At 47.3% G+C, this 14757-nt stretch carries 11 protein-coding genes; 6 read left to right on the forward strand and 5 right to left on the reverse strand.

Translation table 11 applies throughout. The features are described 5' to 3' along the window. Positions 1-5 precede the first annotated feature (5 nt). Positions 6-1679, forward strand: coding sequence for a formate--tetrahydrofolate ligase (locus AC1YY3_RS00250; RefSeq protein WP_481824292.1), 1674 nt, complete (start codon positions 6-8; stop codon positions 1677-1679). Between the two features lie 69 nt (positions 1680-1748). Here the strand turns inward: AC1YY3_RS00250 and AC1YY3_RS00255 are convergent, their stop codons facing one another. Both AC1YY3_RS00255 and AC1YY3_RS00260 read right to left on the reverse strand, forming a co-directional pair. Next, positions 1749-2279, reverse strand: a complete 531-nt coding sequence (locus AC1YY3_RS00255) for a hypothetical protein (protein WP_481824293.1) — start codon at positions 2277-2279, stop codon at positions 1749-1751. 104 nt (positions 2280-2383) lie between these two features. Next, on the reverse strand, positions 2384-2902 hold the full coding sequence (locus AC1YY3_RS00260; protein WP_482194231.1) for an NUDIX hydrolase: 519 nt from the start codon (positions 2900-2902) through the stop codon (positions 2384-2386). 157 nt (positions 2903-3059) lie between these two features. On the opposite strand from AC1YY3_RS00260, the gene AC1YY3_RS00265 reads away from it, so the two are divergent. The 3 genes from AC1YY3_RS00265 (at position 3060) to AC1YY3_RS00275 (ending at position 6817) form a co-directional block, all read left to right on the forward strand. Next, positions 3060-3626 (forward strand): c-type cytochrome, encoded by a 567-nt coding sequence (locus AC1YY3_RS00265; RefSeq protein ID WP_481824295.1) that lies wholly within the window; start codon positions 3060-3062, stop codon positions 3624-3626. A gap of 158 nt (positions 3627-3784) precedes the next feature. Next, positions 3785-6025 (forward strand): fused MFS/spermidine synthase, encoded by a 2241-nt coding sequence (locus AC1YY3_RS00270; RefSeq protein ID WP_481824296.1) that lies wholly within the window; start codon positions 3785-3787, stop codon positions 6023-6025. 162 nt (positions 6026-6187) lie between these two features. Next, positions 6188-6817 (forward strand): PilZ domain-containing protein, encoded by a 630-nt coding sequence (locus AC1YY3_RS00275; RefSeq protein ID WP_481824297.1) that lies wholly within the window; start codon positions 6188-6190, stop codon positions 6815-6817. A 204-nt stretch (positions 6818-7021) separates the two neighbouring features. Here the strand turns inward: AC1YY3_RS00275 and purM are convergent, their stop codons facing one another. Beyond that, positions 7022-8065, reverse strand: coding sequence for a phosphoribosylformylglycinamidine cyclo-ligase (gene purM / locus AC1YY3_RS00280; RefSeq protein ID WP_481824298.1), 1044 nt, complete (start codon positions 8063-8065; stop codon positions 7022-7024). Positions 8066-8200: 135 nt separating this feature from the next. On the opposite strand from purM, the gene AC1YY3_RS00285 reads away from it, so the two are divergent. Continuing rightward, positions 8201-8734 carry a hypothetical protein gene (locus AC1YY3_RS00285; RefSeq protein WP_481824299.1) on the forward strand — a complete coding sequence of 178 codons (534 nt, stop codon included), beginning with the start codon at positions 8201-8203 and terminating at the stop codon, positions 8732-8734. 61 nt (positions 8735-8795) lie between these two features. Here AC1YY3_RS00285 and AC1YY3_RS00290 read toward each other — a convergent pair whose 3' ends face one another. Next, positions 8796-9812, reverse strand: coding sequence for an IS30 family transposase (locus tag AC1YY3_RS00290; RefSeq protein ID WP_481824300.1), 1017 nt, complete (start codon positions 9810-9812; stop codon positions 8796-8798). 137 nt (positions 9813-9949) lie between these two features. Between AC1YY3_RS00290 and AC1YY3_RS00295 the strand changes: the two genes are divergently transcribed. Next, positions 9950-14047: a hypothetical protein gene (locus tag AC1YY3_RS00295; RefSeq protein WP_481824301.1), complete on the forward strand. Its 4098-nt coding sequence runs from the start codon at positions 9950-9952 to the stop codon at positions 14045-14047. 273 nt (positions 14048-14320) lie between these two features. Here AC1YY3_RS00295 and AC1YY3_RS00300 read toward each other — a convergent pair whose 3' ends face one another. Further along, positions 14321-14707: a hypothetical protein gene (locus tag AC1YY3_RS00300; RefSeq protein WP_481824302.1), complete on the reverse strand. Its 387-nt coding sequence runs from the start codon at positions 14705-14707 to the stop codon at positions 14321-14323. Between the last annotated feature and the right edge of the window lie 50 nt (positions 14708-14757).

Genomic DNA, 14757 nt, shown 5'->3' on the forward strand with positions numbered 1-14757 from the left:
ACACCATGTCTGACATAGAAATCGCCCAACAAGCAAAAATGAAACCGATTATCGGTCTTGTTAAAGAAAAATTTGGCATTGATGCTGAACATTTAGATCCGTTTGGACATTACAAGGCCAAGCTTTCGCTTGAATACGTGAACAGTCTGGCCGACCAAAAAGACGGCAAACTCATTCTTGTTACGGCCATCAGCCCTACGCCAGCCGGAGAAGGCAAAACCACGACCACCGTGGGCTTGGGCGATGCCTTAAACCGGATCGGCAAAAACGCCATCATGTGCTTGCGTGAACCTTCCTTGGGGCCTTGTTTTGGCATGAAGGGCGGCGCAGCGGGTGGCGGGTATTCCCAAGTCGTGCCGATGGAAGACATCAACCTGCATTTTACGGGTGATTTTCATGCGATAGGTGTGGCGCATAACCTGTTAGCGGCCTTAATCGACAACCATATCACGCAAGGCAACGCGCTCGGCATTGATCCGCGCCGTATCCAATGGAAACGCGTAGTGGATATGAATGACCGCGCATTACGGAAGATCATCATCGGCTTGGGTGGCACTGGAAATGGCTATTCGCGGGAAGATGGTTTTGACATTGTGGTCGCCTCTGAAGTCATGGCGATTCTTTGTTTGGCAACCAGCCGCGCTGATTTGAAAGAACGCCTGGGTCGCATCGTCATTGCTTATAAAGCCGACGGCAAAACGCCCATTTATGCCCACGACCTCAATGCCCACGGCGCAATGGCGGCCTTGTTAAAAGACGCGATCAAGCCGAACTTGGTGCAAACGCTGGAAAATAACATCGCCATCATACATGGCGGCCCGTTTGCCAATATCGCCCACGGCTGCAACACCGTCACCGCGACAAAAACCGCGTTAAAGCTTGCTGATTACGTAGTGACAGAAGCCGGTTTTGGTGCGGATTTGGGGGCGGAAAAATTTATCGACATAAAATGCCGGATGGCAGGTTTAAAACCATCAGCTGTCGTGTTAGTGGCTACAGTACGGGCTCTAAAATTCCACGGCGGTGTAAACAAGGAAGATTTAAACCAGGAAAACCTGTCTGCGTTGGACTTAGGTTTTGAAAACCTGGAGCGTCACTATAACAACATTACCAAGCATTACGGCTTGCCATGCGTCGTGTGCGTCAACCATTTCACCTTCGATACCGAAGCAGAAATTAACCTGCTCAAAGCCAAGTGCGCTGAGTTGGGTGCAAATTGCGTCGTCTCCAAACATTGGGCTGAAGGCGGGGCGGGTGCAGAAAACCTCGCCAAAGAAATCGTGAATCTCGTCGATCAACGTGAACCCGGCTGTACCTATGTGTACGATGAAAACATCAGCTCGTGGGACAAAATAGCGACCATAGCAACCAAACTTTACGGCGCATCCGGTATTTCCGCCAGCGCCAAAATTCAAGCCCAACTTAAAACCTGGGATGAAAGCTATGGCAAATTCCCCGTGTGCATTGCAAAAACCCAAATGTCATTTTCCACCAATCCCAACCTGAAAGGCGCACCGTCAGGGCATACCGTCGAAATCAGCGAAGTCAGGCTGGCAAATGGCGCCGGGTTTATTGTCGCGATTGCCGGTGACATGATGACGATGCCGGGCTTGCCTAAACAGCCTGCGGCGGAGCGGATTGATATTGATGATGATGGGAAGATAACGGGGTTGTTTTAATCTTGGCGGGTAGTCTCGAAGCGATGTAATGGTATCGAGGCTACTCGCTTTTGACCTAAAAAAGGAACATTAAGCTAACAAGCTCTGTGTCCCCATCGCTTTTTCAATCTCACCAAATAACTGCTTTTCATTGGTGCTAAAACGCTCACCGCCAAAGCCCAAGAAACCGCCCTCGGTAGTTGCCATTGCGACTTTTTCAGCAATTGACATCGCCCATTGCTTATATTCTGTTGCGTCTTGTGGCGTTGCCTTGGTAGCCAACAACGCTGCTACTGCTTTGCAATCTTCCACGGCTTCGGATTGAAATTTCTGAGCAGAATCAACACCTTTGGCTTTCATGCGTGCCACACCCCAGTCACGCACCTTTTTCATTTTGTCCATAGCTGCGGACGCATTACCCTTAGCATCGGGCAGTATGGTCTGAATCAGCGCGTTATTGGGATAATCTTTGATGCCAGACATAACGGCCTGGGCGTTGGTGAACATCTCCTTTCCAGTCCCGAATAGCCCACTGCTACCTGCAAACGCCATCGCCGCACCAATGATGTGAGGGGTGTTAGCCAGCAAATTCAATTCTTCTTCGGTGTAATTCAGGCTCATATCAGGTCTTCCTTTCGGTTGGTTAAAAAGCCGTCATCCAGTCAGTTACCGGAATTGGTCTAATGGCATTCTAGCCTTAAAGCTCATGAGAACCAAGCAATACTCTACAAGGTGTTTTCAGTTTTCTGAGGCACTAAAAAATCCGTACCCGTTAAATCAACATCATGCAAACCCACTAAACTACCTTGTGCTTGAGATTGATAGGTACTCAGAATAATCTCAGTTAAGCCTACGACCACATCATACAAACCGAGATCATCTAAGTTGATCCACTTGGCTTCCGCGACATCACTTTGCGCTGTAGGCACACATCTATGTTCATCAACTAACGTAACCCAATAATCGATAATCACGTAATGGAAGCCTTCTAATCGCCTATCAACAACGGCGACGATATGCTTTACCTCGACATCCAGGTTGGTTTCTTCATGGAACTCGCGTTTGCAAGCCTCAACCAAGGATTCTCCAGGCTCTAACCTGCCGCCGGGAAGTGACCACAAGCCCTTCGCTGGGGCTTGGTTGCGTTTAATCAATAAGACCTGTTGATGACTGTTGAGCAGCACACCGCCAACACCTATGCTTGGTACGGGGTGTCTATTTTCTGAAAGATTGGGCTTATTCATGGCAGTTTGGTGAAGTTTTCATTATCTTTCATCACATTTGGCTGTATATTAAGAGCCGAATTATAATCATATTTTACGAATCAGCTTGTTGTTAACGTTAAGATAACGCTACAAGAAGCTCCTAATAGCCTTCGTATTAATTTTTCTGAGGTGACCCATGCACTTTTTTAGGCAAGCGTTTACTTTCTCGCTATTTTTGGCCTGTTATTGGGCAATGCAAGTCTCGGCGAACGAGTTGACATCGGTGGAGCAAAAAGCGGCTACCTGCTTCGTGTGCCACGGTGATAAGGGCAAGAGCGGCGATGCCCAATGGCCTAGCTTGGCGGCGCAGCAATCGGTTTATATCGTGAATCAACTCAAGGCGTATAAGTCAGGCGAGCGCAAAAATGCGGTGATGCAAGCGCAAACCAGTAAGTTGACAGTGGAAGACATCAACAACTACGGGGCTTATTTTGCCGTCCAACAACCAGCGAAGGCTGGCGGTGACCCTGCGTTAGTGCAGAAAGGCAAGGATAAGGCCGCAGTCTGTTTAGGTTGTCATGGCACATCTGGCGAGGGCAACGGCGAATTTCCAAGATTGGCTGGGCAGCATCCTGATTATCTGACTAAACAATTGACCGATTACAAAAGCGGCTCAAGAATAAATGGAGCCATGCAAGCAATAGCTGGAAACCTTTCGGAAGACGAAATAAAAGCGTTAGCGGCGTTTTTCGGTTTCTTATAACTCAGTTTACATTCAATATAGCAGTCAAAAAAGGCGGATAATCCGCCTTTTTTATTGCTTGGTGATTTTCGAGTGCCGCAAGGCTAGGTAAATGGTTTATCATAGAGCGATTAACAAGTTAGATAAGATTAAACCCAGCTAAACCTAGAATAATAACAATGAATTCGCCAGCCAACACCAAAACCGACCGCAGTTTATTTCTGATTTTTTTATTTGCGGGAACCTTATTCATCAGTGCGGCATTAATGTTTGTGCTGCAACCCATGTTCGGCAAGATTTTGTTGCCGTTACTGGGTGGCTCGCCTGCCGTCTGGAACACCTGCATGGTGTTTTATCAAAGCATTTTATTCCTCGGCTATTTGTATGCCCATTTCCTCTCTACTCGGCTCAACCAGCATAAGCAAATCCTGGTGCATATTGCCGTCATTTTGGTTAGCTTTTTGGCATTGCCTGTCGGTTTGCCTGAAAGTGTTTCACCGCCAACTGAAAACAATCCGACGTTTTGGCTGCTTGGTGTGTTGTTTCTTTCAATCGGCTTGCCGTTTTTCGTGGTTTCCACGACTGCGCCGTTGATCCAAAAATGGTTTGCCAATGTCGGTCATCACACCAGTGACGACCCTTATTATCTGTATGCCGCCAGCAACATCGGCAGTTTGATTGCTTTACTGAGTTATCCTTTTGTGGTCGAACCGAATATTGGCCTGGCTAACCAGAAATCGGATTGGAGCATGGGCTTTCTGGTGCTTTGCCTGTTGATCGCAGCGTGTGCTTTCATTTTATGGAAAGCCCAGCAAGCAAAGGAAGCAGTCGAAGAACCCGCTACTCAAGACGACGAACTCAGCTTAACCACCAAACTGCACTGGCTGGCACTGGCATTCGTACCATCCAGCTTATTGCTGGGTTTGACCACGTTCATCAGTACGGACATCGCCTCTGTGCCGTTGTTGTGGATCATTCCGCTGACGGTTTACTTGCTCACCTTCATTATCGTGTTTTCAAAATGGCACGATAAAGTCCATCCGTTAATGGTCACGTTGCAACCCATCGTGTTGCTGCCATTTATTGCGTTCTCCTTCATCAATCCGGCGGTATTGCCTTATTGGGTGGATTTGGGTTTGCATTTGACCGCATTCTTCCTGGCGGTGATGGTGTGCCATGGCGAACTCGCCAGACTTAGGCCCAATACCAGGCACTTGACCACCTATTATTTAATCATGTCATTTGCCGGCATGTTGGGCGGGATGTTTAACACCTTCGTCGCACCCTTTATTTTTAATGCCGTCTACGAATATCCTTTGATGATAATCGCCGCGCTGTTGCTACGTCCTGGCTTGGTAGATTCTGTCCGCAATAGGAAAGAATGGTTAATGCAATTGATCTTTCCTGTTCTGCTATTGATTGTCGGATTAGGTCTATTTTTCAGTATCGATGATTTGCCGCAATACCTGGACACTATCGGCGTTGGCCTGATCCTGCTGGCAGGCTTGACCTATTCGTTCAGGGCGCAACCGGTCACGCTGGCCGTGCTGACGGGCATTCTCATCTTCTTTACCTTTGGCTTGCATGGCTTGCTGTCGCACACCTTATACCAGGAGCGGACTTTCTTTGGCGTATTGTCCGTCCGCGAAAGCATGTTGACCAATGAGCAAGGTCAGCCCGAAAAATACCGCGAATTCTACCATGGCACCACCAAACACGGTGCTCAACGCTTGGCGGACAAAGATTCACGCACGCCGTCCACGTACTTCAGCCACCAAGGGCCTATCGGCCAGCTTTTCAGCGAATACGACAAAGTTAACGATAACTGGGTCGTCGGCATCATCGGATTGGGCGCAGGAACACTGTCTTGCTACACCAAGCCCCAGCAAAACTGGACGTTTTATGAGTTGGATCCGCTGGTCGTCGATGTTGCCAGCAACCCAACTTACTTTACCTTTATCAGCCAGTGCAATCCGAAAATGACGATGACGGTGGGCGATGCCCGCTTGTCATTAGAAAAAGAGCCTGACCACAAGTTTGACTTGTTCGTGGTCGATGCTTTTAGTTCGGACTCTATCCCGACCCATTTGCTGACCCAGGAAGCCATCAAGCTCTACTTTGACAAAATCAAGCCAAACGGCATCCTGGCATTGCACATCACCAATCGCCATTTGGCGTTGAAAAAAGTGCTGGCGGTACACGAAAAATCTGTGCAATTGTCGGGATTGATCCAGGAATTCAAGCCCCAGCAGGACATTCCCTTAGTGGTTGCAACTGATTGGGTAGTCCTAGCGAAAAAACCGGAAACTTTAGAATTATTAAGGCAAAGCCAACTTGGGTTGTGGCAAAAACTTCCAGTAACCTTTGATGTCAAACCGTGGACGGATGACTTCACCAATATAGTTACTATCTGGAAATAACATTTTTGTAAAAACAGTCTATGCTTGTTTCAAAATTAAAAATTGAATTATTAAATAACTGTTGTAGGAAACTACAAAATAAGTAATGATTATGCGACAAGACAACGGCGTTAGAAGTCCGTACAGGACATGCGCGGATTGCGATACCACGAGGAGATTTACATGAGTTCAATGCTGTTAAGACCCTATCGGAAAAATTTAACCACGAATGGTCTGATTTATTTGGCCGGCGAAGAACAGCCGATCACTATAAAAAACATATCCATCACCGGTGTTCTTGCTCAATTAAATAGCAAGGTCGGCAAAAGTGACATTAAGGGTATTTTCAATACGCTATTAGCCTCAACAATAATTGATCTATATCTCCCAGATATGCGCTTGGCTGGCGAAGTTGAAGTTATCAGGGTTGATTTGCAAGACGATCACATTTTGCTCGCCTTGGAATTCAAGAACGTTGCGTATGATGTCAATGACCTTTTGTATAAAAGAAAAGCCTATCGGAAAAACCTGCCTGGGACTGGACACATATTATTCAATGGTCAATACCTTGAATTTAATGCAGTTAATGTATCTGTGGATGGAATTATGATTCGCCTTGCCGAGACGGTTTATGTTGAAGTAGGAGTCGTTACTGTTTTTGAATTTAAACAGCTAGGGCTGGAAGGCGAAATAAAAGTGATCTGGGTAGAACACCTGAGCGAAGGTGGAACTTTGATGGGATTACAGTACGTCCACATGGAAAAAACGGCAATCAAAGGTATACCCGAATTTGCTTGGCCGAAGTCAGCTTAGATCTACTCAGGGGCAAAAACTCGCGCAGGATTTTGTTTAACGCGAACAAGTTTAATCAATTCAGAAGCAGGTTTTGGCAACAATAAAAATCAATTACATAGAACGCGAATCTATAACCGATTGAATAACAATGTTATTTTGTTCGTGTTTCTTCTCTTTAATACGGCTAATAATATCAACAGTTACACGCTGTATTTATCAAAGTTACCGATAAATCACCTGCGCTTTACCTTCTGAAGCAAGCAGTTCACCCATCGGAAATACCGTTTCCCCTGATTTCTCAAGATACCTAAGTGCGGCACTTTCGTGGTCTGCTGCGACAACAACAATCATACCTACACCGCAGTTAAACGTCGTCAACATATCAGCGAGTGATACCTTGCCTTTATGTTGTAACCATTTGAAAATAGATGGAACTTCCCAAGCAGCAAGATCGATATGTGCCGAAATACCTTCGGGTAATACCCTAGGCAGGTTTTCTGTGATGCCGCCACCCGTTATGTGGGCTAAAGCGTGTACGGGAACTTGATCTATCAGGGATAACAAAGACTTAACGTAAATTCGAGTAGGTTTAAGCAATGCTTTTCCTAAAGTGTTGTCTTCAAAGGGATCGGATAATGCGGCATTGCTGTGTTCCAAAATTTTGCGGATTAAGGAATAACCGTTGGAATGTGGTCCTGATGATGCGATACCAATGAGCTTATCGCCCACTTTAACCTTACTACCGTCAATTATTTTGCTTTTTTCGACGATGCCCACACAAAATCCGGCGAGATCGTACTCACCATCGGCGTACATACCGGGCATTTCAGCGGTTTCACCGCCTACCAATGCAGCTCCTGCCAGTTCGCAACCCGCACCTATGCCTTCGATAACAGCGGCGGCGGTATCGACATCCAACTTGCCAGTGGCAAAATAATCGAGGAAAAACAAGGGTTCTGCGCCCTGCACGATGATGTCGTTGACACACATCGCCACTAAATCAATTCCCACAGTGTTGTGGATGCCGGACTCAACTGCCAACTTTAATTTTGTGCCTACACCATCCGTACCGGATACCAAGATGGGGTTTTGGTAGCGGTCTAAAGGCAGTTCAAACAGGGAGCCAAAGCCGCCCAACCCTGCTAATACACCGGCTGTTCGCGTTCGTGCTGCGATGGGTTTAATCCGCTCGACTAACGCACTCCCAGCGGCAATATCGACTCCGGCACTTTTATAATTCAGACTTTCTTGATTTTGTTCGCTCAATGGTGGTTCTCTTGCTAAAATTGCTGTTGCTGGTATTGTACAAGACAACATAAAAGAAAAATAATCAAAGCGGCTTTGCTCCCCATTTTGGGGCAACAATTATTATCAAAAATCAACACACACCGAGGATGGACGATGAAAATACTCACCATAATAAAGTTTTTAGCGTTGCTTACTGTGACTCTGTGCAGTTTTGAAGCGTATGCTTACGAAGATGACAAAAAAAAAGACATCTGTAGAAACCCGAAAGTCCAAGAGTTTACCCTTCCAGAATATATTGGGGTGCAAAAAAAGGAAGCGCCAGCTGAGACGGATTTTAGCTTTATTGTCTCCGGCTGGACAGATGTAAAAAAAATAAAATTATTGGCTAAAGACCAACCTATTCCATTTACTGTTGAAAGTACTGATACTTTTCATAAGGTTAAGGCAAAATTACCGGCTGCGTTAACCGGAAAAGTTATTCGTATTAATGTCCGCATTCCAGCATTATTAGGTTGTTATACATCAATGGGTTGGCTGATTAAAGTGGCTGGTGCGCCAGCACTAGAAACACCTAAAGCGTCAGCAACAACTGATCCTGCTGTTCAAAACGACGTAGTTTCACCACCCGCTAGTTCAACACCCATTCTACAAAATCAACAAAACATACAAAATGCAGTTTCACCTTAAGGGGTGCAATTGTTCACACTTTAAAAAGGGCGGATTCAACTCCGAAGTGCAATCTTAGTAATCATGCGGCTTCTAGCAAATTATCTGCAAAAAAGACCGCATGGGGTGTTCTGTAATTCAGGGTTTTCTGGGGTCGGTGGTTGAGTTTTTCCATCACGTTGTCAACGTCTTTGTCCGTTATGTTCTCAAAACGGCTGCCTTTGGTAAAGTATTGCCTGATCAAGCCATTGGTGCTTTCGTTCAGGCCGCGCTCCCACGAGCTGTAAGGGTGGGCAAAGTAAACCTCCGCAGCCAGCGCCGCCTTGATTTTTTCATGCCCGGCAAACTCTTTGCCGTTGTCTGCGGTGATGGTCAAGGTCTTGTCCAAATAAGGTCTTAGCAACGTGATGGTGGCTTCTGTCACGACTTCGGCGTGTTTGCTGGTCACCTTTTTGATTAAGGTAAACTTGGATACCCAGTCAACTATTGTGACCAATGCGCCTTGATGATGTTTACCGATGACGGTGTCTATCTCCCGACCTCCAGGGATGGAGGAAGTGCAGCGGCGGGTAGGGAACCCGCAGTGCCAATCGCCAAGGCGGGTTTTTTCACTGACTATCAGTGGACGGTCATCAATACTGACCCGGTTCCTGATCTGCCCCCGCTTGTCCTTAGAACCGTATTGCTTGCGTTTCTTGCCGCTGTACCGAAGGTGCTGGTACAACGTGCCGCCATCCGACTTGTCTGTCCAGATATGCTGATAGATCCGCTCATGACTAATCGCGATGCCTTGTGTTTGTTTTAACCAGCCTGAAACCTGTTCAGGACTCCAGTTGATGCCAAGCTTAGCCTCAATCAAATCAATAACTGCCCATGTCATTTTCAACGGCTTCACCGCCCGTTTCCTTCGGGTTTCGGCCTTGCGTTGCGCCTGTTTGGGCCTATAGCCCCGCTTGCCTGTATTGCGTTGCAATTCACGGCATATCGTACTGGGCGAGACATTAACCAACCCCGCTATGGCTTTTTGATTCTTACCGGCTTTCTTTAATATCTCAATCTGGTATCTTAGGCCTTGTGTTAGCTGACTATAGTTTTTCAAGTGCTTTCTCGTCTTTGGTCGGATTGAAAAAAGATTGAAACTATATCAGCTAACCTTCTTCATATCCTGTTAAGGGCGATTGCACTTCAGAGTTGAATCCGCCGTTTCTTAAGTTACTATTCTTTTGGAGGACAGTCATGGGCCGAACAATCACGTTTTTATTACTGTGTATATTTTTCACTGCTTACGCCCATGCCAAACTACTAACCCCAGAACAAGTCCCTGAACCCCTAAAACCCTGGATTAACTGGGTCTTACAAGATCAGCCTGAGCTTGCCTGTCCATTCATCTACAACAGTTACGAGCAAAAACGCTGTAGCTGGCCTAGCCAGTTGGACTTGGATTTTACTGCCACTAAAGGCACGTTTGCGATTAGCTGGGATGTCTACAAGGAAAGCTGGGTGACGCTACCGGGCGATCAAAAACATTGGCCGCAAAATGTCACCTCCAATGATAAGGCTGCGACCGTGCTGGACAGGAATGGCGTTCCGTCCATAAAACTGGCGGCTGGCACTTATCACATCAAGGGCGATTTTTTTTGGGATGCGATTCCTGAAAGCCTAAGTATTCCAGCAGATACTGGGCTTATCAGCCTGAGTATTAATAGTGCAGCGATACCCATGCCCAGCATCAGAGATGGGCAACTGTGGTTGACTGAAAACGACATCGGCCAAAAAAAACCGGAGAACGTCCAAAACAGCCTGGACATCCAGGTGTTCAGGAAAATCGCCGATGACGTGCCGATGCAAGTGACGACCCGCTTGGTGCTGGAAGTCTCAGGCGAGCAGCGCGAAGTCAAACTGGCGAAGCCCGTCCTCAACGATTTTATCCCATTGAGTTTGCAAAGTCCGCTGCCGGCTCGTATTGAGCCAGATGGGCAGTTATTGATACAAGTGCGTCCAGGCCGTTGGCAGGTGGATATTGAAGCCAGAAGTATCAAGGAAACCAATGCCATTGCCTTGGCTGCAAGCAATCCAGACTGGCCGAGTTCGGAAATCTGGATGTTTGACGCCCGTCCTGATTTACGTGTTGTTGAGGTCGAAAAGCTGGTGTCGATTGATGCCAGCCAGACCAATGCACCTGAGGAATGGCGGCATTTGCCCACGTATAAAATCAACCAGGGCGAAAACATGGACTTGAAAGTCATCCGTCGGGGCGATCCCGAACCTGAGCCTAACCAACTGTCGATCAACCGGAAATTGTGGCTGGATTTCGACGGCGCGGGTTACACCATCAACGACACGATCAGCGGCAAAATGACCAAGGGCTGGCGGCTGGATGCCTTGCCGGAAATGCAGTTGGGTAAGGTCAGCCTGGACGGCAAAAGCCAGTTGATTACCCTGACGGGATCCGGCAAGCAGGGCGTAGAAGTCAGGAAAGGCACGATTGCGCTGGATGCCGATAGCCGTAGCGTGGGCAATATTAGGTCGATAAGCGCCGTGGGTTGGGCGCAAAATTTCAATCAAGTGAACGCGGAATTGAATTTACCCCCAGGCTGGCGTTTGCTCGCCACCAGCGGGGTTGATAATGTGCCGGATACTTGGATAGCACGGTGGACCTTACTGGATTTGTTTTTGGTGTTGATTGCGGCATTGGCAACCAGCCGCTTATTTGGTCGGCTGTGGGGGTTGTTTGCCTTGTTGACGCTGGTTTTGATTTGGCATGAAGCGGGTTCACCCCAGTATGTCTGGCTCAATATCCTGGCAGCCACGGCGTTGTTAAAGGTACTGCCGCAAGGCAAGTTTTTGACCGGCATCACATGGTATCGCAATGCGTTTTGGCTGGCTTTAATCCTGATTGTCGTTCCGTTTATGGTCAACCAAGTGCGGACGGGGCTTTATCCACAGTTGGAATATCCGTGGCAACAGGCGGTGTTTCCGACCATGCCTAGCCCTACGCCTATTGTGATGAACCAGGCGACATCGGCAATGGATGCCGCCGCGCCCGCAGCCGAACCCATGCAGGAACAGGAAATGGCGAAATCCGTCATGCCAGAACAGAAAAGGAAATATGCTTCCAGTGGTTTAGCCAGTCCATCATACGAGTTAAGTACCGATTTCAGCCGCTACGATCCCGATGCCAAAGTGCAGACCGGCCCCGGTTTGCCGCAGTGGCAATGGCACCAGGTGCATTTGTCCTGGAATGGTTCGGTGGATTCTGGGCAGGAGTTGCGCTTATGGTATCTCTCTCCCACGCTCGTGATGTTGTTGAATTTCATTCGGGTTGCCTTGGTCACTGTACTGGCTATGCTCATGTTTGGTTTGGCTGAAAAGCTTAGTTTCAAATTCAAAGCCGCAGCCCCTGCCTTATTGTGGTTACTGCTGCTACCGCTCATGGCTATGCCAACCCAAAAAGCCTACGCGGATTTCCCAACACAAGAAGTGCTGGATGAACTGAAAAACCGCTTGCTGGAAGCCCCCGACTGTCTCCCTAACTGCGCCCAGATTCCGCACATGCAGGCGACGATAGACGATAAGGTATTGGCAGTTACCTTACAAATCCACGCCCAACAATCCGTTAACGTGCCGTTACCCGCATCTTATGAACAATGGTTTCCCAACCAAATTACGGTTGATGGCAAAGCCGCATTAGGGCTGTACCGTAGTAATAATGGCCTTTGGCTGAATGTACCGGAGGGTAAGCATGAAGTCGTCCTTCGTGGTGTGCCGCCGTTATTAGCGACATTTACCTTGCCATTACCCTTAAGGCCGAATCACGTAGTGGTCACTGCAACCAACTGGACTGTTAGCGGACTGCAAGACAACGGTCAGGCAGACAATCAATTACAGTTCAACCGCACCAGCAAGGAAGCCGATACCGCTAAAAGCACTAACCTTGCGCCTGGGATTCTGCCACCGTTTGTCAAGCTCGAACGCACTTTACAACTTGGTTTGGACTGGCGGGTAATCACCCAAGTCATCAGGCTGTCGCCAGCCGATTCTGCGGTTGTAGTGGAGATTCCCTTATTGGCTGGGGAATCGGTGACAACGCCTGGTATCCATGTCAAAAACGGCAAAGTCGAAGTCAATATGCCCGCGCAACAAGGTGTTATGCAGTGGGAATCGACGCTGGAAAAGTCCGAAAAAGTTACGTTTTCCGCCGCACAAACCAACCAGTGGATAGAAATTTGGAAAGCCGATGTCAGCCCAATCTGGCATATTGAGGCCAGCGGGATTACCGTCATCCATAACAACAACGAAGGACAATGGCTACCGGAATGGCATCCTTGGCCGAGCGAAACATTGGTCTTGCAAATAACCCGCCCCAAGACGCTGGAAGGGCAAACTTTAACCATAGACAACAGCCAGTTATCAATAAGGCCGGGCAAACGCGCACTGGATGCGGATTTAACAATGAGCATCAGGAGTTCGCAAGGTTCGCAACATACATTGACATTGCCGGAACAGGCCGTGCTGCAAACCGTGGCGATAAACGGGCAAACGTTGCCACTACGGCAAGAAGGCAGGAAGCTCATGTTGCCGATTAATCCTGGCAAACAGGATGTGACTTTAAGTTGGCAAGAACAGTCCGAAATCTCAAGTGTCACGAAAACACCACAGCTTGATTTAGGGCAACCAAGCGTGAATACCCGGCTTAATATCGGTTTAGGTCAAGACCGCTGGGTATTGTTTGTTTGGGGGCCAAAACTGGGGCCTGCGGTGTTGTTCTGGGGTGTGCTGGTGGTGATTGTTATTTTGTCTATGGGTTTGGGCAAGATACCGTTAACGCCCTTGAAACACTGGCAATGGTTCCTATTGCTGCTCGGATTAAGCCAAGTGCCAATGGAATCAGCATGCTTGGTGGTTGCCTGGTTGATGGTCTTGGGTTGGCGCGGGTTGCGACCCAATAACAATTTCAAATACTTCAATCTGTTACAGGTAATAATCGGCGTGTTCACCGTATTCTCCCTGGCAATACTGGTGTTTGCGGTGGAACAGGGCTTACTGGGCGGTTCACCAGATATGCAGATCACGGGCAACCAGTCTTCCGCTTATAACCTCAATTGGTATCAAGACCGCAGCCCATCTACCTTGCCGCAAGCAACTGTGGTATCTGTTCCTCTTATGGCTTATAGGTTGCTGATGTTGGTTTGGTCGTTCTGGTTGGCAGCGTCACTGCTCAACTGGCTGAAATGGGGTTGGAACTGTTACTCTACCAATGGGCTGTGGAATAAAAAAGTAGAGAAAAAAGAAAGCACAAAGACGGCTTCAGGACAAAAAGATTCAAGTAATTGAATTTATAGGCATTTACTACGAAAACTGATGGCGTATTGTATAAGTTGACGGAAAAAGTACTGAATATTTTAGTGGCTGATGACAGCAAAGATGTTTGAACTGAGGATCTTGCCCCCAATTTAATATAAGTGTACTTATGGAATGCTGATGAACGTACGCAACAAGAATGCCAGTACGTAGGGTTTCAAGATATTTGATTAAATCAAATTAATTATAAGCAACAAGTAGATTAACCATGTCAGCGTTCTAACGACACTGACATGGCTTTCTGAATTAAATCAATGGCTTCAAATCTTCAAAAGCTTTTGCTGCTTTTGTCAAATGTTCTTCGATACCTTGCATTGAGTTATTCTTCGCCATCGTTCTGGCTTTTTTCAATATTTCGTTAGCGCGTGAGCGTTCTCTGTCAACCACGTCGTTTGCATTAACTTCTTTGCTGTAATCCATGCCTTGTTTGATGATTTTGTAAACATCATCACCTTTTGCACCAGATGCGACAGCAGCTTGTGCTTCCTTGATTTTACCGATTACCAAGTCAATAGCATCGGCTGGTGAATACGAAACTCTGCCCTCACCAGCTTCTGCTAGAACGGCTGTTGAAAAAGCACCCATAGCCATAGCAATGAGGGAAGAAAGCACGATTGTTTTTAAGGTTTTCATATTTGGACTAATCCTCAAGTGTGTATAGCGTTGTTTTGGTCAATTATTAT

The organism is Methyloglobulus sp., from assembly GCF_964779595.1.

Coding starts and splice junctions, on each gene's coding strand:
- AC1YY3_RS00300 (WP_481824302.1), bottom strand. CDS start 14,707: ATGAAAACCTTAAAAACAATCGTGCTTTCTTCCCTCATTGCTATGGCT.
- AC1YY3_RS00260 (WP_482194231.1), bottom strand. CDS start 2,902: ATGAATAAGCCCAATCTTTCAGAAAATAGACACCCCGTACCAAGCATA.
- AC1YY3_RS00285 (WP_481824299.1), top strand. CDS start 8,201: ATGAAAATACTCACCATAATAAAGTTTTTAGCGTTGCTTACTGTGACT.
- AC1YY3_RS00255 (WP_481824293.1), bottom strand. CDS start 2,279: ATGAGCCTGAATTACACCGAAGAAGAATTGAATTTGCTGGCTAACACC.
- AC1YY3_RS00250 (WP_481824292.1), top strand. CDS start 6: ATGTCTGACATAGAAATCGCCCAACAAGCAAAAATGAAACCGATTATC.
- AC1YY3_RS00275 (WP_481824297.1), top strand. CDS start 6,188: ATGAGTTCAATGCTGTTAAGACCCTATCGGAAAAATTTAACCACGAAT.
- AC1YY3_RS00265 (WP_481824295.1), top strand. CDS start 3,060: ATGCACTTTTTTAGGCAAGCGTTTACTTTCTCGCTATTTTTGGCCTGT.
- AC1YY3_RS00270 (WP_481824296.1), top strand. CDS start 3,785: ATGAATTCGCCAGCCAACACCAAAACCGACCGCAGTTTATTTCTGATT.
- AC1YY3_RS00295 (WP_481824301.1), top strand. CDS start 9,950: ATGGGCCGAACAATCACGTTTTTATTACTGTGTATATTTTTCACTGCT.